This is a genomic window from Cytobacillus gottheilii (assembly GCF_900166665.1).
GTDB lineage: Bacteria > Bacillota > Bacilli > Bacillales > Cytobacillaceae > Cytobacillus > Cytobacillus gottheilii_A.
In genome coordinates this window covers 4,485,863-4,511,491 of record NZ_LT800494.1, presented here as the reverse complement: position 1 = coordinate 4,511,491, position 25,629 = coordinate 4,485,863, and the positions used below count along the sequence as shown (strand labels likewise).

Sequence of the window (25,629 nt, the reverse complement as noted above, 5' to 3'; positions counted from 1 at the left end):
AATGAATAAAACGGCAACCCGGGCTTATGCTGCAACAGAATGGATCACAAAATTTGCATACGTTAACCTATTATGGATTGGTTTCTCGCTGGCTGGTCTAGTAGTTTTTGGGATCTTTCCAGCAACTGTCTCGATGTTTACGGTCGTTCGCAAATGGATAATGGGTGATGCTGACATTCCGATTTTTCAGACCTTCTGGAACACCTATAAGTCTGAATTTATGAAAAGCAATTCTTTAGGAGCTATCACAATCTTCGTGCTGGGACTGATTATACTTAATTTAGTTATTATACAAAATGCGGGAAGTGGTTTCTTTGGTATTATTCAAGTCCCTGTATATATGTTTATGTTTGTGGCAGGTATAACTATTTTTTATATGTTCCCTGTCTATGTTCACTTTGAGTTAACACTAGTGCAAATTATTAAAAATTCATTCTTGATGATGCTGCTTCATCCAATAGAAAACCTAGTGATGATTTCGGGAGTGGCTGCTGTAGCATTAGTGGTAAAGTTCATACCAGGATTAGGGTTTTTCTTTGGCGGCAGTATGACAGCTGCCATTTTGATGGCTGCTTGCTATTTGGTCTTTAAGAAGGTTAAGAAGAAGCAGATGATATAAGGAGCTGGGACATACCCGGATGGTTATGGATCATTTTTATAATCATTCGGGTTTTTTATTGTTGCTTTCATATTATATTAATTAGAGGGAGTATAAGTACAACAAGGTCCCTACCTTTAATGTTGAATAGGGATCTATTATTTTCTAGTACTGTTAGAGAAATAAACAAAGCTGTCCGGAAGGTTTGAGAGCAAACTTCTAGACAGCTATTTTTATCCTTTTATCCTGCTATAGGTAGAATCCTTTAACCTTTTACAGAACCTGCGGCCATTCCTTCTACAATTTTATCGCTTAAGAATAAAAAGGCTAGTAGAATCGGGATGATGCTGATCACTAGTGTGGCACCAATAGCACCCCAATCTGTTAAGTATTGACCAACGAAATTGTTAATTCCAACAGTCAATGTTTTAAAATTATCAGAACTAATAAAAGTATTAACAAATACGAATTCATTCCAGTTATAGATCATATTAATAATCGCTGTAGTTGAAAGGACGGGCACGGTCATTGGAAGGGTGATCTGGAAAAAAATCCGATGCACAGAGCAGCCGTCCATTACTGCAGCTTCTTCAATTTCACGTGGGAAGGTTTTATAAAACCCTAATAGAATCATAATGGTTAAAGGCAGGTTAAATGCTGTATAGGATAAAACAATTGATGCTGGGTTATCTATTAAATTTGCATTGTTAAACATATTAAAGAGAGGAATTAATGTTGAATGCAGCGGAATCATATATGCGACTAAGAATAAGCCGAGAATGGGGCCGCTCAGTTTCCAATGCATCCGAGTCACAGCAAATGTTACGAAACTAGCTAAAATGATTGTAAGTGCCACAGAGAGAACGGTAATCCAGACACTATTGAAAAAATAAAGACCGATATTCCCTGACGTCCATGCTTTCATATAGTTTCCCCACTGAGGATCTTGTGGCAATGCAAAAGGCGACATCCCAAATACTTCTTGATTCGATTTAAGTGAAAAGAAAACCAGCCAAATTAATGGGTAAATTTGAATAACCGCAAACAATCCTAATATAAGATAAAGAAATCCTAAACCGATTTTGTTCAGATAAGATTTCTTCGGATTAATAGGTGCGGAAACGTTCATCGTTGTTTTGTGTGTGCGAACCTCACTCATCTTGCTTCAATCCCCCTTAATACTGAACATCATCTTTCGATTTCGTAACTTTTGAAGTCAGCCATGTCATGAGTAAACAGATCATTAATAAACCGAATCCGATTGCACTTCCATATCCAAAGTTATTTAGTTTAAATGCTTCTTTATACATATAGGATGCCATTACTTCACTGGCTCCATTTGGTCCTCCGCCCGTCATAACATAGATTAAGTCAAAATACTTTAATGACCCGACTACTGCGAGCATAATTGTTACTTTAAATACATTTGAAATTAGAGGTAACTTAATTTTAAATGCAATTTGGATTGGTGATGCACCGTCAATTTTAGCTGCTTCAATGACTTCATCGGGTACATTTTTCAGTGCAGCATAATAAATCAGAATATAAAAACCGGCATATTGCCAAATAACGGGTATGAAGATTGCATAAAGAGCAATTGCTGGGTCTGCTAGCCATATTGGCGTGTTTTGAACCCCAAGCGCTTCGAGTAATTTGTTGGCCATCCCATTTGTTGGATCAAATATTTTCATCCAAAGCTGTGCGATCGCAACTGAAGATAATAGCATAGGAATTAAATAAATCTTTCGTAATAAATCAGCACCCTTAATTTTACTTGCAAGAACTAGTGAGATTGCTAAGTATAGCAATAAGCTTGCCGTAGAAAAAAGAGCTAATAAAAAAGAGTGCCAAGTACTTGTCCAGAACATTTTATCTTGAACCAAGGTGATATAGTTATCTAATCCTATAAACTTCATTTCACCAATTCCATCCCATTCCATAAGACCGTAATAACCGGATAATGTAATTGGGATATAAATTAGAATAAGAATGAGAAGTAAAGCAGGGAGTGTATAAAGGGTAATAACGAACTTATTCGACATTACATTTTTCATGAGGTTAGCATCTTCCTTTCTTTAAGGTGAAGGTGAAAAAAGAAAAGGACATACTTCTTAATCATATGTCCTCCTCTGAATTCAGTATTATTTCTCAGCAGCAAGCGCCTCTTCTTGGGTTTTTGTGAACTCTTCAGGAGTAGATTGACCGCCGAATAAAGCTTGAATTTGATTTAAATGTACATCAGCGACCCCAGCAGACATTTGTACATCTGCATAAAGTGTAAGGTTAGTCGCATTGCCTAAATCATTTAAAATATCAATGTACATTTGATCGAGATCGCCATTTGAAGTATCTACAACAGTTGCTGGAATGACACCAGCATCTGTTACTGAACGCTTGCCCCATTCTTCAACTAAATAAGAAACGAATTTTTTTGCTTCGTCTTTAACCTTGGATTCTTCTGAAACAAATAAACCGACACCTGGTCCTCCCACATAGCTATCAATGTCACCTTTACCGCCTTCATAAGTAGGGAATTTGAAGTAGCCGACTTTGTCTTTAAACTCTTGAGCAACATCAGGACTAGTGGTGTAGTTTGGCAGTTCCCAAGTTGCCATTAAATACATTGCAGCTTGCTCATTCATGAAATACCCTTTAGCTTCATCATTGGAAAGGCCATTAAATCCTTTTACAAATGCGTCCATATCAACAAGCTTTGCTATTTCCTCAGCAGCTTGAACCAGTGCAGGATCTTCAAAGCTTCCAGTACGATTGATGGCGTTGTTTAAGGATTCAGGACCACCAATACGATCAGCGAGGTACATATACCACATAGATCCAGTCCAGCGATCCTTGTTTCCTAGAGTGATAGGAGTAACTCCATTATCAGCAAGTGTTTCTACAATGCTTAAAAATTCATCATATGTTTTTGGAGCTTCCAAGTTATACTTTTCGAAGATTTCTTTGTTGTAATAGACAGGAGTGATATTTAATTCAAGAGGTAAAGCATAGGCAGAATCATCTACCGAAAAAGCATCAAGCGTACCAGCAACAAATTGGTCGTCTTTCACAATATCATCTAGAGATGAGAACTTGTTTCCATCAACGAAAGGCTGCATATACCCAGCTGCCCAAGTAATCCCAACATCAGGAAGTTCATTAGAAGCAGATAATACTTTAATTTTTTCTTTGTACTGTTCATTTCCTAAAATCTCAGTTTGAATATCGACATTCGCATTTTCTTCTTCATAAGATTTAATGATGTCATCGACGATCGAATACTGTGCATTCGAACTTCCTTCAGGCCATAGATGCATCATTTTTACAACGGTTTTGTCACTGTTTGACTCACTTGTGTCTTCTGTAGAAGAAGACGATGAGCAGGCCCCTAAAATTAATCCGCTAACTAATGCCAAGGATACCACTTGAGAAAACGCTTTCTTTTTCTTCAAAATTAAATCCCCCCTATAATATGTTTCTCCTACCTTCATATTTAACTTTACCATTAAGGAGATTTCCTAAAAAGGTAACCACGATTGGGAAATATACTACTTTGTTTAGAAAGCCCTTTCATTATTGTGCTTTCGGTAAACCGCAGGGGTAACACCTTCCATTTCCCTAAATAGTTTTATAAAGTATCGGGAGGTTTTATATCCTACTTCGTCGGCGATCTCGCTGACTGGCAGATTGGTAGAAATCATTAATTCTTTGGCCCGCTGAATCCTTCGTCTTGTTATATATTCACTAAAGGTTAGATTGATTTGTTCCTTAAACAAAACACTGAAATAACTTGAGTTTAAATGGACATGTGCAGCTACGTCTTTTAAAGTTAGTTCATCTTTAAGATGTAGATCTATATATGTAATGGCTGCACGGACCGGATCTGTAGTTGAACGGACTTTCGTGCTGGCAGTGATGATCTTTTCATCTACTACTTTTTCAATTATTCCAGCTCGCACCTGTTTTGCTAACACCTGAACGGCTTCTTCAACGGCTTCAATTAACTTCTTCTTTCCAACAGGTTTGAGCAAATAATTTACGACTCCTAATCTTAAGGCTTCTTGAGCATATTCAAACTCGGAATAGGCAGAAATCACAATGACAACGGGATTCATTTGAATGGCTTTAATATTTTTTAATAGCTGTAAACCGGTCATCTCAGGCAGCCTAATATCAGATAGCAAAATATGAATCTTTTTGGTTTCTGCAATCCTAAGTACTTCTTCAGCACTTTCGGCAATGTGAATGGCAAATTCTCCATTATTCCAGTTTTCTAAAGTGCGCTGAATACCTTTCCTTGTAATTGGTTCATCATCTACGATTACAATATTCCTAGTAAACATGTTATTCCTCCGCATCAATCGGTATTTTAAATGAGATCGTTGTTCCTTTGTTTACTTGGCTTTCAATCAAAAACTCCTGATGGGAAAAATCCTTGAAATACAAATGCAGCCGCTTATAGACGTTTGATATGGCCATTCCTTTTCCATTTTCTGAAGATGTCCCGCCTGTCTTCATAGATTGAACAACCCAGCGAATCCGGTCCTCTTCCATGCCAGAACCGTTGTCTTTAACAATGATCCGGAGCTCCTTCTCGTTCTGTTCAGCAGGCTCAACAATGACAGAGATATGACAATCCCCTGTTTTCCTTCCCGCTCCATGCAAAATTGCATTTTCAACCAATGGCTGAATAATCAGTTTAGGAATTTTAATAAGTTCATATTCTTTTGGAACGGAGGCTTTCCACTTTAACCTGTCACCGAAGCGCATCATCATAATATCCATGTAGTTTCCGATATGCTGAATTTCACTTTTTAGAAATACCCAATCATCATCGGTTTCCTTGGTAATGGTATAGCGGTATAAACTTGACATGGACACAACAAGTTCTGATAATTCATCTTCTCCTTTTTCTTCTAGTGACCAATGAAGTGCATCCAAGGTGTTGAAGAGAAAGTGGGGATTAATTTGAGCCTGAAGAGCCTTCAATTCACTCTGATTCCGTAAAATTTCTTTTTGATAAACCATTTGAATCAAGTGATTGGTACCTTTTACGAGCTGATTGTACGTATAATTTAATTCATTAATTTCATTTACAGAATGCACACGCGGATTTAATGTTAGTGAACCTTCACCTGCGCGCTGCATCGTTTTTGTCAGTCGTAAAATTGGTCTTGTAATGATGGTAGAGAGGAATATAGAAAAAACAGTAAAGATGAATCCTCCAACTACACCAGAAATGATAATCCCTGCCCGAATTCCTGATATACCCTTTGTTAGTTCACTGACTGGAGTTAAGATCAATACCGTCCAGCCAGTTAAATCAGATGTCTGCTTTGTGACTAAGTAATCCTGCTTGTCCAATTGAATGATATTTTCACTGCTTTTAATGATACTTGTAGTGTCCCCGGTGTAATTTTGAATAATTGGATTTTGGTTTTGATCTAGAAGAAGAGAGAATTGATCGTTCTCATAAACCTCATTTGCAAAATAGAAATGTTCGCGGTTAATGGAAATTAACAGATAACCTCCATTTCTATACTCCCTTTCCATGAGGTTTACCCTGCGAATGGCTAAGAAGTTGTTTTTATCATTAGGATCATCACCGATCCACACTATGTTTCCTTTAGCTCGGTCTGCCGCGTTAATCCACTTTCTATCCGTTTGATTGATTAATGAGTCTTCATCGAGAGGAAGTACACGCTTCTGATTATTAGAAAAAAGCTGAACGGAAACGACTCCCTCTGTATTCCCCATAATTCTATTCACGTGTCCCATTAATCTTTGACGATCCCGAAAGACTAATTCATTTCCGTCATATACATCTGTCAATACTCTCTGAACCTCTCTGTCGGTAATCATAAGCTTTGAAGACATATTAATTTGACTATAAAGCGTTTCCATTCTTCCGTTTGCTTCAATAGCTACTTGCTGAAATTGCTTTTCTGCATTGTTTTTCAATAACGTAGAGACTTGTCGCAGTGTAAGAAGACTGACAATCAATAGTACAATCACCATGACTGTTAAAAAGATAAACAAAATTTGATTACGCAATGTATTCCATTTCTTTAGCTGATTCAACATAAGCGGTTAGCCTCTCTTAATAAGGGGGATTTTCCTCAATTAAGTCTATAAAACAGGTTTTTAAAAATATTTTATCATATTTACGGAAGATTAAAAATATTAGTTTGTTTATTAGATAAACTAACAGAAGTAATGTCATAGCGACATCCTTTGTAGATAGTAGGAGTATTAAGTAATGATTCTCCGGAAGAATAGCTTCAACTATGCAAGCTTTACAGGAAAGGAGAACTGATTGAGGAGAGACTATTGAGCATATGAAAGAGGATCTAAGTGAGAAACTGAGAATACCTTAATCTTTTTTAATTATTAAAAACCCCAACTGCCTTCATTGACAGATGAGGAACAGGCTAATATTGCGTCAGCATTCAAGGGATGCCAAAAGGCAGGTTATTCTATACTAATAAACGGCAGATGGCTATTCCTGCAATGTACTTGGTGGAATCAATTTGATCAGTTCCTGTGCAAGAAGCTGCGGCGATTCTTTGGAACCTCTTTTAATCCAGTCATGAATAATATTAAAAATTCCTCCAGATAAAAACAGAACTTGAGTTCTGCTTATCTTATTGTTCTTTACATCCTCTTCTGTTATCATTTCGATTCCATAATTAATATAATCAAGAAGAATTCCTGACATATTTGAATTAATGATATTTTTTAGAATTCCTTCTGAGTAGTCAAGAACCTCAATTACATATTCTATAATTCTCTGTAAATCTGAATGAGGATCTAAATTAGCAATTTTTCCAGAAAATTGTTCCACTTTCTCGTCAACAGTTGCACGCATAACATCGTAAATTGTACTGTAGTATTTGTAGAATGTAACCCTCGCAACACCAGCTTTTTTACATATATCTGTCACTGTAATATCTTGCAGCCGCTGTTCATGCAATAGTGCATTTAATGCTTCCATAATATATTTCTGGGAGTTAATGCTGTCTTCTCTCGATTTTCTCATCGCTAACACATCTCCTTGTTTTGTTCGCTTTAAGGCTTAGGAAGCCATTTAAACTTGAAAGAAGGATTTTTACTGCCTATACTTACACTTGTTAGTTCATTTGTAAGTTTTATTTTATGGAAAGTATTTATGCATGTCAATGCAGCAAATAGAAAAGGGGAGGTATCGAAGTACTGAATTTTGTTTCAATTATTTAACTTGAGGAGTGCAATATATGTCAAAATTTTTATATAAAATGGGTAAAGCTGCTTATAATAAGCCATGGGCTTTTATCGTAGGCTGGCTTTTTATATTGGGAGTAGTTATTACTGCCATAGTGGCAAACGGAATTAGTGTTAGTACAGAGACTCGAATAGATGGAACAGAATCACAGGATATTTTAGATCAGCTTGAGAAGGATTTCCCAATGGCTTCTGGAGGACAAGGCAGTTTTTTATTTGAGCTTCCAGAAGGAGAACAAGTTGACTCACTTGAGAATATTGAATCACTGACAAAGACAATCAACGATATTTATGAATTAGAAGTAGTGGTTAATCCACTCGAATTATTAGCTGAAAGCCCGCAAGCATCACAAATGCAGGAAATGCAAGCACAGCTGGCTCAAATTCCGGGTGCAGCTGAAGTGAGTTATAGACCACTGATTGTCAATAACATTCCAATCCCTGGCGTGAAGATTTCTGAAGAAGGAAATATTGCTCTTTTTCAATTCCAGCTTACTGAACAAGTCGAAAGTTTAACAGATGATGAACTTGATGAATTATTAAGTACAGCGAGTGAAATTGAAGAAGATACATCCATAATTGCAGTACCTTCTGGTTCACTTATGAAAACGGATATTCCGATTGGCGGCACCCATGAGATTATTGGGTTAGTCGTAGCAGCGATCATTCTCTTTGTTACTCTAGGTTCATTGGTGGCAGCGGGATTACCGCTCGTTACAGCACTAATAGGCGTTGGTGTAGGTGTCGGCGGAACATACGCAATGTCTAGTATTTTTGAAATTAACAGTATGACCCCAGTTCTTGCATTAATGGTTGGTCTTGCTGTTGGAATTGATTATGCGTTATTTATTGTCAACAGACAAAGAAGATTAATTTTAGAAGAAGGGTTATCTTCTAAAGAAGCTGCAGCTAGAGCGATTGGCACTGCAGGCAGTGCAGTTTTCTTTGCAGGATTGACGGTTATTATTGCCCTTTGCGGTTTATTGGTCATTGGAATCGGCTTTTTAAGCAGCATGGCTTTAGTCGCTTCGTTAACTGTATTCTTAGATGTGCTCGTTGCTCTTACGCTGCTGCCTGCTCTTTTAGGGCTGGTGGGTGAAAGAATTGTCTCTGCAAAAGCAAGGAAAGCACAGCAAGGAAAGCACAAGGATAAACCAACGTTCTCATCGCACTGGATTAACGGTGTTATTAGGTTTAAATGGCTTGCAGTTGTTATTGTTGTAGCGGGATTAGGATTCTTGGCCTACCCTGTAATAGATATGAACTTAGGAATGCCATCAGGAGCAAGCGCAAATAAAGATACCGCACAAAGACAAGCCTATGACTTAATCACTGATGGATTTGGCGAAGGCTATAATGGGCCGTTAGTGCTGGTGGCTGAAAATAATGAGGCAAATGCAGTTAATCAGGAAGATCTTTTTCAATTAATCACTAATTTACATGAACTTGATGGTGTTGCGGAAGTGACTCCAGGAGGGTTCAATGATGATGGAACAATGGCAATTCTAAGTATTGTTCCTGAAAATGGGCCAACAGATAATGAAACAAAAGAATTAGTTGAGCATTTAAGAACAGATGCATCAGTTGTTGAAAATACTGATCTAGTTGTCGGAGTAACAGGATTGACAGCGATCAATATTGATATCTCAGAGAATTTATCTGAAGTGTTTCCGATTTATATTGGGATTATTGTCGTCCTATCACTCGCTATTCTTTTGGTTGTGTTTAGGTCTATCATTGTACCTATTAAAGCAACGGTAGGTTTCCTGTTAAGTATTATGGCAACATTTGGTGTTACTACAGCAGTATTCCAATGGGGCTGGTTAGGCTCTATCTTTGATGTAGACACGGGTGGTCCATTATTAAGCTTTATTCCTATTATGGTTACAGGTATCTTGTATGGATTGGCAATGGATTATCAAGTTTTCCTTGTTTCATCTATGCGGGAAGCATATGTACATGGACATAAAGGTGATAAAGGTGTCATAAATGGCTATACAATTGCAAGCAGAGTAGTTGTTGCTGCTGCCTTAATTATGGTTTCCGTCTTCTCAGGATTTATTTTTACAGACGACATCATGATTAAACAAATCGGATTCGCTCTGGCACTGGGCATTTTAATTGATGCCTTCTTAATTAGAATGATTTTTGTACCTGCAGTGATGTCAATGTTCGGTGACAAAGTATGGTGGCTGCCAAAATGGCTCGATCGAGTTCTGCCAAACCTTGATATCGAGGGTGAAAATCTCATTAAAGAGCTTGAGAAGGAAAAAGGATCTAGATAGTATCTTTGCAGCCTTTGATTACTATAGAGCTGGAACATATGTATTTGACACAACCTTAGAGCCGAATGATTAGAAAGTGACTATTTCTAATCATCCGGTTTTTTATTTGCTTTTTTTAATTTTTCTTTCGAAACATGAGTGAAATGGACTCCTGTGGGCGGTAGAGGAAAGGGTGAGTCCCCCGCAGGAGCGGAAGCGACGATGAGGCTCAGCTTGTGCCCCCAAGAAAAAACAGGGTCCGCAGCGCAATGGAACGGGCTGGTTTAAATACTTCAACCATGGCAATGAATATTTGTGTATTAGACATAGAATTTTTGTTTTGTTCCATCGTCTTTTTTCGTTAAGCAGAGTAAGGTTATTCATATATTGAAAGAGGTATAGCCTAGTAAAGTATTATTTTTTTCTAAAAGGCTCATGTTTTACCAAACTATTTAAAAAATCACATTTGTTCACAAAATATTAACTTTTTCATTGTAAAATTATGAAATATATGTAACTATATTTATGAGGTCATCAGATGACCTGTTATATGTAAACGCTTGTATTTTTTATGGAAAAGCAAGGGGGGAAGGGTTTATATGTTATTGCTCATTGCACTAAGTGCAATTATTGCTCCGTTTTTGTTTCTTGTTGTCCTGAGAATGTCTGCAGCAAAGGGCATGGCAATTAGTTCAGTTATCGTAATTTTGTTAGCGCTTACCACTTGGGGGATGGAAGGGCAGGTTGTTTTATCATCTGTTTTTCAAGGGACGCATAAAACATTAACGATCTTATGGATTTTATTTGGAGCCTTGGTTTTGTTAAATACGCTTCAAAATACAGGGGCAGTCGATCGCATTAACCAAGGTTTTCAAAGTATTTCAGGGGATATGCGTGTACAGGTTATTGTTGTCGCTTTCTTATTCGGTGCTCTTATTGAAGGTGCAGCTGGATTTGGCACACCGGCAATGGTAACAGGACCGTTATTATTAGCCTTAGGTTTTCGGCCATTAGTAGCCGCAACGATCGCGTTAATTGCAGATAGTACGTCCGTTATGTTTGGAGCGGTAGGAACGCCTGTAGCGGTAGGATTAAGTAATATTCCGAATGCGGATACCAGTTTTTTTCACGACATAGCCGTAACGGTTACGAGTGTTGACCTGCTTGCAGGTACTTTTATTCCATTTATTCTAATCGTGCTGTTAACTGCCTTCAGCGGAGACGGCATGAAAGCTGCCCTGCCAATGCTTCCATGGACGATGTTGATTGGTGTTATTTACACAGTCAGCGCATTGGGAGTAGCAAGCCTATTTGGTCATGAATTTGTATCTATTCTGGCAGCACTAATTACTTTAGTTGTAGCGACATTAACAGCTTCCAAAGGCATCCTGCTTCCAAAAACGGAATGGAAGAAAGCAATGCGTGAAGACTTTACAGTTAGCGATGAAAGATCTTCAATGAGTATCTTTACAGCTTGGTCACCATATGTAGCAGTTGTTGCCTTGTTATTGCTGACAAGGATTGTACCTTGGCTTAAAGAATTTACACAAACTGCTGTCGATTTCACATGGACCAATATTTTAGGTGTCGAAGGGGTAACATCAGCTTGGGAATTCTTGTATTCTCCCGGAACCGTTTTAACACTGGCAGCTATTTTCGCTTTCTTAATCCAGCGCAAGTCATACAGCACATTTACTCAAGCATCGAAGAAATCATTAAGTACAATGAAAATCACAAGCGTTTCTTTAATTGCTACGTTAGCAATGGTGCAAGTGTTTGTTAATTCAGGTATCAACATAAATGATTTAAATAGCATGCCACAATATATCGCAGAATCATTTGCTAATTCGCTAGGTTCGGTTTGGATTTTTGTTGCACCATTCCTGGGAGAATTAGGATCTTTTATCACTGGAAGCGCGACCGTTTCAACATTAACGTTCTCTCCGATTCAGTACAATGTGGCTGAGGCGATTGGACTGGACATTAATATTGTGTTGGCTGTACAGCTGATCGGCGCGGCAGCAGGAAATATGATCTGCGTGCATAATGTCGTGGCTGCGAGTGCAGTTGTTGGCTTATCCGGAAAAGAAGGAGAAATTATCCGCAAAACGCTTATACCTGCGATTCTATACGGAGTCTTAGCTGGTATTTCAGGATTTCTTTTCCTCTATATCTTTTAAACTCGAAAAGCATGATTTCCCATTGGTTTCTCCTGTCAGTAAACTTATATAATAGAGAGATAGATGGGGGTTGAAGAAAGTGAATTATAAACGTGTACGCGGAAAAAAGATCTATGAAGAAGTAGCTGAAACTTTAATTGAATTCATAAAAAAAGGTGATTTAAAACCTGGAGATAAATTAGACTCTGTTGAAAAGTTGGCTAAAAGCTTTGAAGTGGGACAGTCAACAATACGTGAGGCGCTTAGCGGTCTGCGAACGATGGGGTTAGTAGAGGTAAGGCATGGAGAGGGAACGTTTGTTAACAGTTTTGATCCAACTAAGTTCCAGCTTCCGGTTAATATCGCATTTTTAATGAAAATAGAAGATATAAAAGAGCTATACCAGGTGCGCGAAATTTTAGAGGTAGGCACAGCTGCTCAGGCAGCTCTTGTTCATACAGAAGAAGACCTCCTTGCGCTTGAGAAAGCAATCATTGTTATGGAAAATGCAAATGGCAACGAAGAATTGGCATCTAGCGGAGATATTGATTTTCATCTAGCTATTGCAAACGCAACACATAACAAATTATTAATTAACCTGATGAGCAGTGTTTCCTCCGTTATATCTGAAACGATTCAGGAAGCGAGAAAAGTATTTTTATATTCAGGTAATACCATAGAAGATCTTAAAACAGAACATCGAAAAATCTATGAAGCTATAAAAAATAGACAGCCAAACGAGGCAAGACAGGCGATGCTTGAGCATTTGCAGACAGTTCAAAAGCGCCTTTTTCAGTATATTGAATAGTTGGTCGTGTGTTTTAACAAATTTTTAGAGGTGAGTAAGAATGAAAGTTTCCTTATTTAGTACATGTCTTAGCGATATTCTTTATGCGGATGTGTCCAAACATACACTTGAACTTTTAGAGCGGTTCGGATGCACAGTTGATTATCCTATGGGGCAAACCTGCTGCGGTCAGCCTGCTTACAATAGCGGCTATTTGCAGGAGGCAAAAAAGTCTATGAAACAAATGATGAAAGCTTTCCGCCAGTCCGAATATATCGTAGGTCCATCCGGTTCATGTATTAGTATGCTTAAAGAGTATCCCCACGTTTTTGTCGGGGATCCGGAATGGGAGCAGGAAGCCAAGACATTTGCTTCTAAATGCTATGAAATTACTGAGTTTCTAGTAGATGTGCTAAAAGTGACAGATGTTGGGTCAACGTTTAAAGGAAAAGTAACATTCCATTCTTCTTGTCATATGAAAAGGCTGCTTGGCGTAAAAGAACAGCCGAAAATATTATTAAACAATGTAGAAGGAGTCGAGTTAGTCAATTTGCCTTACGAGGAAGACTGCTGCGGCTTTGGAGGAACTTTTGCCGTGAAAAATGCTGCTATTTCCCAGGAGATGGTGAGCGAGAAGTCACGACATGTTTCAGAAACAGAAGCAGAATACCTGGTTGGTGCTGATATGGGTTGTTTAATGAATATCGGCGGCCGCATGAAACGTGAGGGAAAAAACGTTAAGGTTGTTCATATTACAGAAATTTTAAATACTCACTAAGTACGGAGGGGCAGACATGAGCGTTAAAATTGGTGAAATTCCATATAAAGAGCGTATTCAAAAAGGAATTAAGGATGACTTCATGAGGAAAGCCGTATCCTCCGCGCAAGGAAGGTTTCGTAATGGAAGACTGACACAGGCAGAAGCATTAGGAAACTGGGAGGACTGGCGTCAGCTTGGGTCGGAAATTCGTTCTCATACGTTAGAAAATCTCGATTACTACTTGCAGCAATTAAGTGAGCAGGTAGCGAAACGTGGCGGCAATGTCTTCTTTGCAGAGACGGCAGAGGAAGCAAATGACTATGTGAAGCAGATTATTCAAAAAAAGGAAGCCAAGAAGGTTGTTAAAGCAAAATCAATGGTAACAGAAGAAATTGGCTTAAATAAGGCTCTTGAAGAAGTTGGAGCAGAGGTTGTTGAATCGGATTTAGGGGAATGGATTTTACAATTAGATGAAGATCCGCCCTCACATATTGTAACGCCTGCATTGCACAAAAATAAGCAGCAAATTCGTGAAACATTTATGAGAGAAAAAGGATATTCAGGTTCAGATACACCAGAGGAACTGGCTGCTTTTGCAAGAGAACAGCTTCGTCAAGACTTTCTGGCAGCCGATGTTGGAGTTACGGGCTGTAACTTTGCTATCGCTGAGTCTGGTTCTGTTACATTAGTCACGAATGAAGGAAATGCAGAAATGGTTACGAGCCTGCCGGATACTGTCATTACTGTTATGGGAATGGAGCGGATTGTTCCAACGTGGGAAGAAATGGAAGTCCTGGTTGGTTTATTAACGCGAGCCGCAGTTGGCCAAAAGCTGACAAGTTATATTACGGCCATAACTGGAGCAAAGCTGGATGATGAAGTTGATGGTCCAGAAGAGTTCCATTTGGTTATAGTAGATAACGGCCGGTCCAAAATATTAGGAACAGAGTTTCAATCTGCTCTGCATTGTATTCGCTGCGCAGCCTGTATCAATGCTTGTCCGGTGTATCGCCATATTGGCGGTCATGCATATAATTCTATTTATCCAGGACCAATCGGCGCAGTCATCACGCCTCTTTTAGAAGGCTATGATGATCATAAAGAGCTTCCATATGCATCCACTTTATGTGCAGCATGTACAGAAGCTTGTCCGGTTAAAATTCCGCTCCATGAGCATTTAATAAGACACCGCCAAATTATTGTTGAAAAAGAAAAGAAAGCACCAATGGCAGAGAAGCTTATGATGAAAGGGTTTGAACAGTGGTCTGCTCATCCATCCCTTTATAATCTTAGTGCAAATCTGGCAAAGCCTGCTCTTAGTCCTTGGACAAAAGAAGGGACAATCGAAAATGGTCCAGGACCGTTAAAAGACTGGACAGACGTGCGTAACTTTGATGTTCCGCAAGGCCAATCGTTCCGAGCTTGGTTTAAGCAAAGGCAGAAAGATGGTGAGACATCATGACAATCAAAAATCGCGACACGTTTTTAGATAAGCTCGCAGATCGTCTTGGTAGGGAGCGCCGCACGGAAGGCGTTGAACGTCCAGAGTGGAGTGTAACGCCTCAATATGAGGTGTTTAAAGATAAATCGCAAGATCAGTTAGTAGAAATACTAGCTGAACACTGCAGAGTGATTCATACAGAATTCAAGCGGACAGATCGTAAAGGCTTACTCGACACTGTTAGAGAAACGATTAGCGGATTTGATGGAAAGTCCATTATTATGCCAAATGACATACGATTTGAAGAATATGGGGTTACAGATTATCTTAAAGCCGCGGATAAAGATATGGATATTCACATTTGGGATCCAGCAGAAGGAAAGAGAAATCAGCAAATAGCAGAAGCGGCAGATGTTGGGCTCGTTTTTAGTGACGTAACGCTCGCCGAATCTGGCACTGTCACCTTATTTCATAATAAAGATCATGGGCGCTCCATTAGTCTGCTGCCAAAAACCTTTATAGCGATTATACCGAAAAGTACACTTGTGGCAAGAATGACACAGGCTGCTGCACTTGTACACAGTATGCAGACGGCAGGCGAGAATGTACCATCTTATGTTAGCTTTATCACAGGACCAAGTAATAGTGCTGATATTGAAATGAATCTTATTGTTGGTGTTCATGGACCTGTTAAAGCGACGTATATTGTGGTGGAATGAGCGTCACAGGAACGCCCCGAAATGTGTCGAAAATCTAAGCGTTTTTCAAATCAGATTCCAGAAAAGTTTAAGAGGCTGGGACATAAGTATTTAACACTCTCATAGAACCGAATGGTTAGGAAGTCATCTTTCTATTCATTCGGTTTTTTTACGATTATAAAATGTGTTTTATTAGCATGAGTGAAATGGAACGGAGGACTCTCGACTCCTGTGGGCAATAGAGGAAAAGGTGAGACCCCGCAGGAGCTTGCTCCGAGGAGGCTCAGCTTCCTCCCCACGGAAAGCGAGGGTCCGCAGCGCAGGTGGAACGGACTTGTTTAAATACCCAAACCAAGATATTGAAGGTTCGTGTTTTAGAAAGATTTATTTCGTTTTGTCCCAGCCTCCTGATGACGAGGATAAGGCTTACTCGTCCATCATTCTTCGAATATTGCATTATAAAAGGTAATTAATTTCTCTTCGCCTATAATGTGAAAAATGCCTAAACCATTTAAATAAGGCGATCGCTGTTTGCTTCTTATTTTAAAAAAAGTGAGACCAATTATTCATGTAGTTCGTAGATAATGAGTAAGACGTTTTCTAAAATGAGGCATTTAGAATGAAGGTGGGTAACCGTAGTAATATCTTAGAAATTCTAAGGAGGCTGACTGATGGAGAAGCTAGTGAATAAAATCCAGTCTGATATAGAGGAACTTAAAAATAGAGTTGGTGAAAAAAACGCCGCAAAGTTGGAATTAGATAAGTGTATGCGAATAATCAAGCGATTGGAAGAATTCTCAGCAAACTGTGAAGAATGCCACCAGTATGTAAATGATTTAGAAAGTCATTTTATAAAATTATTAAATCAGACAAAAACGGAGGAGCTTACCCAACAGGATATTAAGCTTCATAGAAAAATAACAGCAAACATTACTTCTCATTTAATAAACAAGCATAAACTGGTGACAAGCGGATACTATATGAGTGTTTATTTATCCCTTGGTTTAAGTTTAGGAATGGTATTTGGTTTGCTTTTATTCGATAACATGCCGCTAGGGCTTCCGATCGGGATGGGAATCGGTGTTGCAATAGGGTCAGGATTAGATACAGATGCTAAGAAAAAAGGAAAAGTACTGTAGATGGAATTTAGGGCGGTAAAGAGATTAAATCAACTAAATACCCAATCTAATAAATAAACGGAGAAATTCCGACTATAAAATAAATATCATTGAAAAGAGCTTAAATAGACGGAGAAATTCCGCCTATTGCCCTAAATAATATGAAAATGTAAGGTTTTCCTTTAAATAACCGGAAAACCTCCCCTTAAATCCTTCGAAAAGAGCTATATCCTGCAAATAGTCGGAAAAATTCCGTTTAATTTAAAGCGCTAGTTAACTCAATTATGGACAGAACATTCATTGACGCTTTAGCCATGTCCTTATGTGGTCGAAAATAACCCTTATTAGGCTAAAGGGGAATACAATTGATTGGACAATTGTCCCAATGTTGTTAAGTTGATGAAGAAATCCCCTTTGGTTTTGGCGGCCAAATAAAAAAGGTAATTGAGATGACCAGATCAATTGCCAAAGCGATTGACCAAATTCTGGTTACTCCCAGTAAAGCTTCTGTTCTTGCTGGGTCACCAATCCAAAAGATCAATCCCACTAATATACCCACGCCAATAATATAGGCTAACAGATGTCTAAGCCAGCTTGTAAAGTAATGCTTTGCATAATCCATTCCATAGCGTTTTCTTGGCTTTTCTCCTTGCTTTGTTACGTAATATTGAAAGCGCTGATCTGCCCATGCAATCATGCTTTTTCCAAACGACAGAGAAACTCCTATATATACGGCAGCAAGGGCATGTGCTAATGTAGCGGATTCACCCTGATACAAATCAAAACCAGCTGTAAGTAACAAGATGACATCAATGACAGGAGTTAATGCTAATAAAAACAACCCAAGACTTTTTCTTTTGAAAATATATCGGGTCACTAACCCTAATAAGATGACGACCCAAAACATCACTTCACAAAAGATAATCATCCAGCCAACTATATTCAAACGATCCAGCTCCTTTTTAATACAGTTGTATTATTTAAAAAGATTATAACATCTGGTTTTAAATAATACAATCGTATTATAAAAACAATTTATGATAAAATAAAACTATGCCAAAAATAGTTGATCATAATCTAAGAAAAAACCAAATTGCTGAAGCGTCATGGAGGGTTATTCTTGAACAGGGAATGGAAGGAGCAACAGTCCGGAATATAGCAAAAGAAGCAGGGCTCTCATTAGGAGCATTACGTCACTATTTCTCCACTCAAGATGAACTGCTTGAATTTGCGATGAAGCTTGTTATGGAACGTGCGACAGAGCGAATAGAAAAAATAGCCTTAAAAGAATTACCTCCAAAAGAGATGATGTTGCAAATCCTAATGCAACTTGTCCCAACAAATTCCGAAACACTGGCTGAAATGGAAGTGTGGTTCACATTTATAAGCTACGCAAGACATAAGCAAGTGAATATGGATCTTCCACATGATGGGATCTATCAGGGAATGGCCAAGCTTATTCGATCAATGGATCAGTTAAAACTGCTGCGTAAAGACTTAAATATCGATCTGGAAATTGAACGGTTGTATGCATTAGTTGATGGAATCGCAATACATGCTTTAATGGAAAAAGAACGAATGAACCAAGAAAGAATATATGAGTTATTTGTGTATCATCTAAATTCGATTTGGGAGGATTAGCAATAATCTTTTAAATACAGGAGTGATTCATGTGGTGGATTTGAGCATAAAACCAACTATTATAGGTGAGGCAGTCATCTTAAGGCCATTTAATCTGGATGACTTTCCATCTATTGAAGAGTGTCTAAAGGATCCTGAAGTTTTAAAGCTGACAGGGAGCAGTGCGGATTACGACAGAGATGCAGTCATAGAGTGGTATAACACTAGGAATGAACAGAAGGACCGGCTTGATCTTGCCATTGTGGATAGGACTCTAAATATTACAGTAGGGGAAGCAGTTATCAATTTATATAATGATAAGAATCATAGTATGAATTTTAGGATTCTGATCGGTCCAAGAGGGAGAAACCGTGGAATGGGATCTGAAGCCACTCAGTTATTGATTGATTATGTATTCCAGAATACTAATTTAAATCAAATTACCTTGAGTGTATTTGATTTTAATCCGAGAGCAAAGAAAGTGTACGAAAAGGCTGGATTTGTACTGGAGAGTATTGATCGAAATGATCTGGAATTTGAAGGAAAATGGATTGATTCCTTGAATATGGTGTTGAGCAGGGAGCGATGGTCAGCCCGGTCTGACCGGTCACTGTGATGCCTCAAAATTCCCCGAAATGTCCCGCATTTTGTCGATTGTTAATTTAGAGAAAAGTTTGAAAAATGGTAGAGGATTTATTATAATAGTAATAATTCTATTTTGAACGGAGGTGGGGAATGATGTTGAATCAAGCTGTTTTAGTGTGCGGTTTTTGGAATGAGTTTTTGTATTTTAACCGTGCAAAATTTGCTGTTGAAGTTGTTAACGGGACACGTCTGTCCATTTTTAACAACTTAATAGCAAGCTAAAACAGTGAAAACATCTCTAACCCACTATATATAACTGGCAAAAGAGGGGCGTTTCATGCTCCTCTTTTTTCTGTATAAAATATTTGTCTGAGATCCATGGGTGTTTTCTGTACCCATGGATTTTTGTTATTTAAGGAGGAAATAGGATGATTGCATGCAGTGTAAATGGAGTTAGCAAAATGTATGGCGGAAGCGTCATTTTTGAACATATATCTTTTGAAATTCAAGATCAGGAACGGGTCGGCTTAGTTGGCAGAAATGGAAGCGGAAAGACGACATTATTAAAATTATTATCTGGTGAAGAGGCCCCCGATCATGGGCAAATCCATTGGAGAAAAGGTTCCCAAATTGGATACTTGGCACAAATCCCTGAATTTCCAAAGGAATTAACAACGAAGGAAGTATTAAAGACGGCCTTCTCAAGTCTTTTTCAGTTAGAAGATCGATTGAAGGAACTCGAAGTGGAAATGAGTACACCAGCTAACAGTGAAAGGTTAGAAAAGCTGATCCAAGATTACGGCCAGCTGCAGGATGAATTCATGTTAGCAGGAGGGTATGAAGTGGAGGCAAATATCGATAAAATCGTCAACGGCCTTCAGATTTCGAATCTGCTGGAAAAGTTATTTGCTTCCTTGAGCGGAGGAGAAAAAACAAAGATTGGTTTAGCCTTGATGCTGCTTAAAAAGCCGGACTTTTTAATTTTAGATGAACCGACTAATCACTTGGATTTAATGGCAGTCGAATGGCTTGGGCATTTTCTCAAAGACTATAGCGGGACAATTGTGGTGGTCTCCCATGACCGATATTTTCTAGATGAAGTCGTTAATAAAATTTTAGATTTAGAGGATGGAGAGATTCAATCTTATCCAACAAACTTTTCTGATTATATAGTGAAGAAGGAAGAACAGCTGCTGCAGGAGTTTCACGCTTATGAAGAACAGCAAAAGAAAATAAAGAAGATGAAAGAAGCGATTAAGCGGCTCAGAGAGTGGGCAAACCGTGCAAATCCCCCAAATGAAGGGCTGCATAAGCGGGCGAGGAATATGGAAAGAGCCTTGGAAAGAATGGAAAAATTGAACCGACCAGTGTTAAATCGCAAGAAAATGAACCTTGATATGGACTCTTCTGGTCGCAGCGGAAAGGATGTAATCAGTCTTAAAGAGGTATCGAAAACATTTGGAGAACAGTTGCTTTTTAGTCATGTCAATTTGCATATTTCATACCAGGATCGAACGGCTATTATTGGAGAAAATGGAACGGGGAAATCTACTTTGATCAAGATGATACTTGGTCAAATGGAAGCAGATGCAGGAGAAGTGAAGATCGGTAGCAACGTGAAATTTGGTTATCTATCACAGCATATTTTTTCTGATATTGCAGATGAAACCGTTATGGATGTATTCCGCAACGAGGTAAGAGTGACAGAAGGTGAGGCGAGACAGATATTAGCAGGATTTTTATTTTATGGTCATATGGTTTTCCGCAAGGTTTCCCAGTTGAGCGGGGGAGAGCGAATGAGACTTCGCTTAGCTCAGCTGATGTACCAGGATACGAATGTTCTGGTTTTGGATGAGCCAACAAACCATCTTGATATTGACTCTCGTGAAGTGTTAGAAGAATCTTTAGAAAGTTATAAGGGGACGATCCTAGCCGTTTCGCATGACCGTTACTTTTTGAATAAGCTGTTCGATAGGATCTATTGGATTGAATCGAAGAAAGTTCATGGATTTGACGGGAATTATCAATGGGCTAAACAGAAAATGTTTGAAAGAACAAGCCGTCTTCAGCCAGGAGCAGAAGAGAAGAAGAAAGCTGCTCCAGCCAGACTAAGATCACCTAAACAGAAGGATTTACAGCCTAGAGATCTGGAAGAGGTGTTAGAAGAAGTAGAGAAGAAAATTTCTGGGCTAGAAGAAAGGCTGGCAGAAGTTCAGGATTTAGAGCTTCTGCAGCAATTGTTTGCAGAGAAGGAAAAGCTTGAGCAGCAGTGGGAGGAACTCTACGAACAATTGATTGGCTAGTATGCTTTAATCTTGGATCCAAAATAAAAGACTCAATCTGGTGATTGAGTCTTTTCCTGTAGAGAATTAGTTGCTGCCTTCTGCATAGTTTTTAAAGTTATCTAAAATGGCCTGCCAGCCTTGCTGTTGAAATTCAACTGGATGAGTGCTCTCGGCATCAAAGGTCTCAACGATCTCGGTTTCGTTTCCGTTTTCTTTAAATTGTATTTGAACCGTTCTGCCATCAGCCATTGTATAGGAGATTCGTTCATGTAACACCACTTCATCATACACTCCGCCCATGTCGAAGCCAGCGCTGCCATCCTTTGCTTCCATTCTGGAAACAAAGCTCCCTCCAGCTCGAAGGTCGTTTTCAGCAAATGGAGTGTGCCAATCCTCAGAGGCACTATTCCAGTTTTTAATATGGTCTGGTTCTGTCCAATACGTCCAAACTTTTTCAATTGGTGCGTGAACAGTTGTTTCCACCGTAACTTTGTTAGAGATTTGCATGTTTTAGCTCCTTCAAAATATTCTAATTTTGCCGCAAAAACTTGGTGATAATCTATTTATTATTATAAGTGAATATTTATATTTTCACTATTGAAAATTGTCTTAAATTAATAAACTAATGCTAAGTTTATGGTGTTAAACTATAAAGGAAAATCATACATTGAAAAAGGAGATTTTGCAGTGAAAATCAGTGCGGAGCATTTCCCAATAATAGAAACACCCAGATTAAGATTAAGGAAAATAACAGCAGAGGATGCGAATAGTATTTTAGTTTATCTTTCTGATGAGGATGTAATGAAATATTACGGATTATTACCCTTTACATCAGTAGACGATGCGTTAGATGAGATCGCTTGGTATCAATCCATACAAGATCAACAGACCGGTATGAGGTGGGGCATTACTCTAAAGGAAGAAGATATTATTATTGGAAGCTGCGGTTTTCATAACGGAGTTGCAAAGCATTTTCGAACAGAAATTGGTTTTGAATTAAGTAAAGCTTATTGGGGCAAGGGAATTGCAGCAGAAGCAATCAAAGCAGTCGTCAGTTACGGGTTTGACCAAATGAACATCAATCGGATTGAAGCACTAATTGAACCAGCAAATCAGCCTTCGCAAAAAGTGGTAGAAAAAATAGGCTTTATAAAAGAGGGGCTATTGAGAAACTATGAATATACAAACGGGAAATTTGATGACTTATACATATACTCTCTATTAAAGCGGGATATAAGGACAGATGCACAATCATTCTAATAAAGGTGATCTATGAAAAAATTAATCATAATATGCTTGGTCATGCTCTTGATCTCTTGTCAGGCGCAAAACACCAATGATAGCTCGCTTTTGACTGAAGAAGAAATCGTTGCTGCCTTAATAGAAGATGGAATTAATTTAGAAGAAGCAGACAGTACAAAAGGGAGTGTTTTCGGCTCAAAGTTAAATCATGTGAAACCAGCTGTCTATAAGTTAAATGCTAAAGAGCTATATATTTTTGAGTTTAAATCAGAAGAAGCATTGAAAAAAGGACTGAACGATTTTGATGATCAGACCGCTGCCTTTAATTTAGTCTCATTCCTTACTTATGGAAAGCAAAATATATTGATCTTTTACGTGCATGAACAAAATTTAAGCTCAAAGGACATTCCTTATGAGAAAGAAATACAAGAAACATTAGATCGTATGATAGAGGGTTAGAGCCAAAATGTTTTTAGATGGTTCTGCCCTCTCCTGTTTTACCAGTTGTAGCCCTCCGTATTTCCACAAACGATTAAACATTTCAACCTGCTGCTTACACTCATTTAATATTGCATTCAAAAGAAAATGACCATTGTAAAGATTTTATAAATAAGCGAGCACTCCAATTGACTCTATAAAAATAATTGGTTAACATACTCTAGACCGGTTGCTATATTTTTGGGGTGAATAGGATGAAGGGTAAACAGAATACAAAGGATATCATCTTGCAAACTGCTACTCGTTTATTTCAGCGTCAAGGCTATAACGGAACAGGGCTTAATCAGATCATTGAGGAAAGTGGTGCTCCAAAAGGCTCCATTTATTATCACTTTCCAAACGGCAAAGAAGAAATTGCCATTGAAGCCATTTCAGTGATGAGAAAGCTAGTACTGGAGGGAGCTGAGAAAGACTTATCTGGGAAAAATACAGCAGCAGAGGCATTCGAATATTATCTTGATAATGTAGCTGCGATTTTTGATGTAAGAGATTGTATCGATGGGTTATCAATCGGATTAATCGCATCGGAAACAGCGTTTACACATGAGAGGCTTCGTTATTCATGTGAAATGGTTTTCAAAGATTTTCAGACTCTATATGCTGGGATCCTCATGCAGTATGGGTTTAGAAGAGAAAACGCGGAAGAGTTAGGAATTACCATAGCTGCAATGATAGAAGGGGCATGCATTTTGTCGATCACGTATCAAAATGGGAATCCTATCCGGAGGATCGCAAGGCAGCTGTCGTTGCTGTTAAAAATGAATCAAGAATGACATATAGGGGGAAACAGAATGGAAATGGGTAATACACAGCAGGTGAAAACGGGGGAAATCAATATTGGTGATTTGCGCGTTGTGCCGATCATCATCTCATTTGTTGTAGCAGGTTTTATTGGCTTGTTTAGTGAAACAGCGTTAAATATGGCGTTAACAAATTTAATTGGAGACTTTGGTATTCACGAAACCACGGCTCAATGGTTAACAACTGGATACTTGCTGACATTAGGAATTTTAGTGCCAGTTTCAGGACTTATTATGCAGTGGTTTACAACAAGGCAGTTATTTATCACATCACTTATTGCTTCGATTATTGGAACGCTGATCGCAGCCATTGCTCCAACTTTTGCTGTTTTAATGATCGCACGTGTCGTTCAGGCAATCGGGACAGCTTTATTACTGCCGCTTATGTTTAATACAATGCTACTAATAATACCGCCGCATAGACGTGGTCGTATTATGGGTGTTATTGGTCTGGTTATTATGTTTGCTCCAGCCGTAGGACCAACGATTTCAGGTATTATTATCAATAATTTAACATGGCATTGGATTTTTTGGTTCTCACTGCCTTTATTAATTGGTGCTCTTATTTTTGGCTTATTCTTTATGCAAAATGTAGCAGTTCCAACAAAACCAAAAATTGATTTTCTTTCTATTATTCTATCGACTCTTGGTTTTGGCGGAATTGTATTTGGATTCAGCAGTGCGGGTGAAGGCGGCGGCTGGGGAAGTCCAACGGTTATCATTGCCATTATTGTTGGGGTAATTTCCTTAGTTCTATTTTCAATCCGACAAACGAAGATGGAAAAGCCGATGCTTGATTTACGAGCGTTTAAATACCCAATGTTTACAATTGGATTGCTGTTAATTCTTGTTTGTATGATGGTCATGTTATCAACCATGATCCTTTTACCATTATACTTACAGACATCCCTTGCCTTAACGACGTTTGCAGCAGGATTGCTTCTTCTTCCAGGAGGAATCATTAATGGAATCCTGTCTCCAGTTATGGGGGGTTTATTTGATAAGTTCGGTCCAAAATGGCTAGTGAAAATTGGGATTGTCATTTTAGCAGGAGCTATGTTTGGATTCTCAACGATTACAATGGAAACAAGCTCTGGATTTATTATTGGTCTTCACATCGTTACAATGGTGGGAATCTCTATGATTATGATGCCTGCTCAAACAAACGGCTTAAATCAGCTGCCGCGTGAGCTTTATCCTGATGGAACAGCCATTATGAATACATTGCAGCAGGTGGCTGGTGCGATTGGAACGGCCATTGCCATCTCTATTATGTCTTCAGGTCAAGAGTCATTTATGACATCTGTTGAAGATCCAGCTAACCCTGTCAATCAGCTTCTTGCCTTTACTGCAGGAGTTCAGGATGCGTTCATCTTTGCTATCATTATGGCGATCATCGGATTCATCATTTCCCTGTTTATTAAACGTGTAAAAGTTGAACATCAAATGTAATAGAATTACTAACAGCCTTGTTATTAAACTAGCAGGGCTGTTTTTTTATATATTTTCCTTGAAAA

The 25,629-nt window shown here is 38.5% G+C and carries 24 protein-coding genes; 16 read left to right on the top strand and 8 right to left on the bottom strand.

The features are described 5' to 3' along the window. The first annotated feature begins 1 nt into the window (after position 1). A complete protein-coding gene (locus B7E07_RS22115; RefSeq protein WP_080848927.1) occupies positions 2-619 on the top strand; it encodes a YesL family protein in 618 nt (205 codons plus the stop codon). A gap of 244 nt (positions 620-863) precedes the next feature. Here the strand turns inward: B7E07_RS22115 and B7E07_RS22110 are convergent, their stop codons facing one another. From B7E07_RS22110 to B7E07_RS22085, 6 genes are all read right to left on the bottom strand, one after another. Next, positions 864-1,757, bottom strand: a complete 894-nt coding sequence (locus B7E07_RS22110) for a carbohydrate ABC transporter permease (protein WP_176215266.1) — start codon at positions 1,755-1,757, stop codon at positions 864-866. 16 nt (positions 1,758-1,773) lie between these two features. Next, a complete protein-coding gene (locus B7E07_RS22105) occupies positions 1,774-2,652 on the bottom strand; it encodes a carbohydrate ABC transporter permease (protein ID WP_080848926.1) in 879 nt (292 codons plus the stop codon). 87 nt (positions 2,653-2,739) lie between these two features. Then, positions 2,740-4,047 (bottom strand): extracellular solute-binding protein, encoded by a 1,308-nt coding sequence (locus B7E07_RS22100; RefSeq protein WP_257391521.1) that lies wholly within the window; start codon positions 4,045-4,047, stop codon positions 2,740-2,742. A gap of 105 nt (positions 4,048-4,152) precedes the next feature. Continuing rightward, the gene (locus B7E07_RS22095) at positions 4,153-4,938 is read right to left on the bottom strand and encodes a response regulator transcription factor (RefSeq protein WP_080848925.1); all 786 of its coding nucleotides are present in this window, start codon (positions 4,936-4,938) and stop codon (positions 4,153-4,155) included. 1 nt (position 4,939) lies between these two features. Continuing rightward, entirely contained in the window at positions 4,940-6,679 is a 1,740-nt protein-coding gene (locus B7E07_RS22090; protein WP_080848924.1) for a sensor histidine kinase, read from the bottom strand. A 415-nt stretch (positions 6,680-7,094) separates the two neighbouring features. Then, the gene (locus B7E07_RS22085) at positions 7,095-7,634 is read right to left on the bottom strand and encodes a TetR/AcrR family transcriptional regulator (RefSeq protein WP_080848923.1); all 540 of its coding nucleotides are present in this window, start codon (positions 7,632-7,634) and stop codon (positions 7,095-7,097) included. 214 nt (positions 7,635-7,848) lie between these two features. Between B7E07_RS22085 and B7E07_RS22080 the strand changes: the two genes are divergently transcribed. The 7 genes from B7E07_RS22080 to B7E07_RS24575 all read left to right on the top strand — a co-directional run bounded on the left by B7E07_RS22080 (position 7,849) and on the right by B7E07_RS24575 (position 17,103). After that, complete coding sequence (locus B7E07_RS22080) at positions 7,849-10,140, top strand: MMPL family transporter (protein WP_080848922.1); 2,292 nt, start codon at positions 7,849-7,851, stop codon at positions 10,138-10,140. Between the two features lie 578 nt (positions 10,141-10,718). Further along, positions 10,719-12,299 carry an L-lactate permease gene (locus tag B7E07_RS22075; RefSeq protein WP_080848921.1) on the top strand — a complete coding sequence of 527 codons (1,581 nt, stop codon included), beginning with the start codon at positions 10,719-10,721 and terminating at the stop codon, positions 12,297-12,299. 79 nt (positions 12,300-12,378) lie between these two features. Continuing rightward, positions 12,379-13,086, top strand: a complete 708-nt coding sequence (locus tag B7E07_RS22070; RefSeq protein WP_080848920.1) for a FadR/GntR family transcriptional regulator — start codon at positions 12,379-12,381, stop codon at positions 13,084-13,086. A gap of 40 nt (positions 13,087-13,126) precedes the next feature. Beyond that, the gene (locus tag B7E07_RS22065) at positions 13,127-13,843 is read left to right on the top strand and encodes a (Fe-S)-binding protein (RefSeq protein WP_080848919.1); all 717 of its coding nucleotides are present in this window, start codon (positions 13,127-13,129) and stop codon (positions 13,841-13,843) included. A gap of 16 nt (positions 13,844-13,859) precedes the next feature. Continuing rightward, the gene (locus tag B7E07_RS22060) at positions 13,860-15,287 is read left to right on the top strand and encodes a LutB/LldF family L-lactate oxidation iron-sulfur protein (RefSeq protein ID WP_080848918.1); all 1,428 of its coding nucleotides are present in this window, start codon (positions 13,860-13,862) and stop codon (positions 15,285-15,287) included. Further along, entirely contained in the window at positions 15,284-15,985 is a 702-nt protein-coding gene (locus tag B7E07_RS22055) for a LutC/YkgG family protein (protein ID WP_080848917.1), read from the top strand. The genes B7E07_RS22060 and B7E07_RS22055 overlap by 4 nt, the downstream gene beginning before the upstream one ends. Before the next feature lie 650 nt (positions 15,986-16,635). Continuing rightward, the gene (locus tag B7E07_RS24575) at positions 16,636-17,103 is read left to right on the top strand and encodes a hypothetical protein (protein WP_257391520.1); all 468 of its coding nucleotides are present in this window, start codon (positions 16,636-16,638) and stop codon (positions 17,101-17,103) included. Positions 17,104-17,473: 370 nt separating this feature from the next. Here the strand turns inward: B7E07_RS24575 and B7E07_RS22045 are convergent, their stop codons facing one another. Continuing rightward, positions 17,474-18,028, bottom strand: coding sequence for a hypothetical protein (locus B7E07_RS22045; protein ID WP_080848916.1), 555 nt, complete (start codon positions 18,026-18,028; stop codon positions 17,474-17,476). A gap of 107 nt (positions 18,029-18,135) precedes the next feature. On the opposite strand from B7E07_RS22045, the gene B7E07_RS22040 reads away from it, so the two are divergent. From B7E07_RS22040 to abc-f, 4 genes are all read left to right on the top strand, one after another. Then, positions 18,136-18,723, top strand: a complete 588-nt coding sequence (locus tag B7E07_RS22040; RefSeq protein WP_080848915.1) for a TetR/AcrR family transcriptional regulator — start codon at positions 18,136-18,138, stop codon at positions 18,721-18,723. A 31-nt stretch (positions 18,724-18,754) separates the two neighbouring features. Further along, positions 18,755-19,318 carry a GNAT family N-acetyltransferase gene (locus B7E07_RS22035; RefSeq protein ID WP_080848914.1) on the top strand — a complete coding sequence of 188 codons (564 nt, stop codon included), beginning with the start codon at positions 18,755-18,757 and terminating at the stop codon, positions 19,316-19,318. Between the two features lie 119 nt (positions 19,319-19,437). Next, on the top strand, positions 19,438-19,569 hold the full coding sequence (locus tag B7E07_RS24570; protein WP_257391519.1) for an RAxF-45 family protein: 132 nt from the start codon (positions 19,438-19,440) through the stop codon (positions 19,567-19,569). A 146-nt stretch (positions 19,570-19,715) separates the two neighbouring features. Beyond that, the gene (gene abc-f, locus B7E07_RS22030; RefSeq protein ID WP_080848913.1) at positions 19,716-21,590 is read left to right on the top strand and encodes a ribosomal protection-like ABC-F family protein; all 1,875 of its coding nucleotides are present in this window, start codon (positions 19,716-19,718) and stop codon (positions 21,588-21,590) included. Positions 21,591-21,656: 66 nt separating this feature from the next. Here abc-f and B7E07_RS22025 read toward each other — a convergent pair whose 3' ends face one another. Beyond that, the gene (locus B7E07_RS22025) at positions 21,657-22,079 is read right to left on the bottom strand and encodes an SRPBCC family protein (RefSeq protein WP_080848912.1); all 423 of its coding nucleotides are present in this window, start codon (positions 22,077-22,079) and stop codon (positions 21,657-21,659) included. Positions 22,080-22,259: 180 nt separating this feature from the next. Between B7E07_RS22025 and B7E07_RS22020 the strand changes: the two genes are divergently transcribed. The 4 genes from B7E07_RS22020 to B7E07_RS22005 all read left to right on the top strand — a co-directional run bounded on the left by B7E07_RS22020 (position 22,260) and on the right by B7E07_RS22005 (position 25,564). After that, on the top strand, positions 22,260-22,832 hold the full coding sequence (locus tag B7E07_RS22020; protein WP_257391518.1) for a GNAT family N-acetyltransferase: 573 nt from the start codon (positions 22,260-22,262) through the stop codon (positions 22,830-22,832). Between the two features lie 48 nt (positions 22,833-22,880). Continuing rightward, positions 22,881-23,273: a hypothetical protein gene (locus B7E07_RS22015; RefSeq protein ID WP_218970450.1), complete on the top strand. Its 393-nt coding sequence runs from the start codon at positions 22,881-22,883 to the stop codon at positions 23,271-23,273. 233 nt (positions 23,274-23,506) lie between these two features. Further along, positions 23,507-24,085, top strand: coding sequence for a TetR/AcrR family transcriptional regulator (locus B7E07_RS22010; protein WP_080848909.1), 579 nt, complete (start codon positions 23,507-23,509; stop codon positions 24,083-24,085). 24 nt (positions 24,086-24,109) lie between these two features. Next, positions 24,110-25,564 (top strand): DHA2 family efflux MFS transporter permease subunit, encoded by a 1,455-nt coding sequence (locus B7E07_RS22005; RefSeq protein ID WP_080849339.1) that lies wholly within the window; start codon positions 24,110-24,112, stop codon positions 25,562-25,564. Positions 25,565-25,629: the final 65 nt, after the last annotated feature.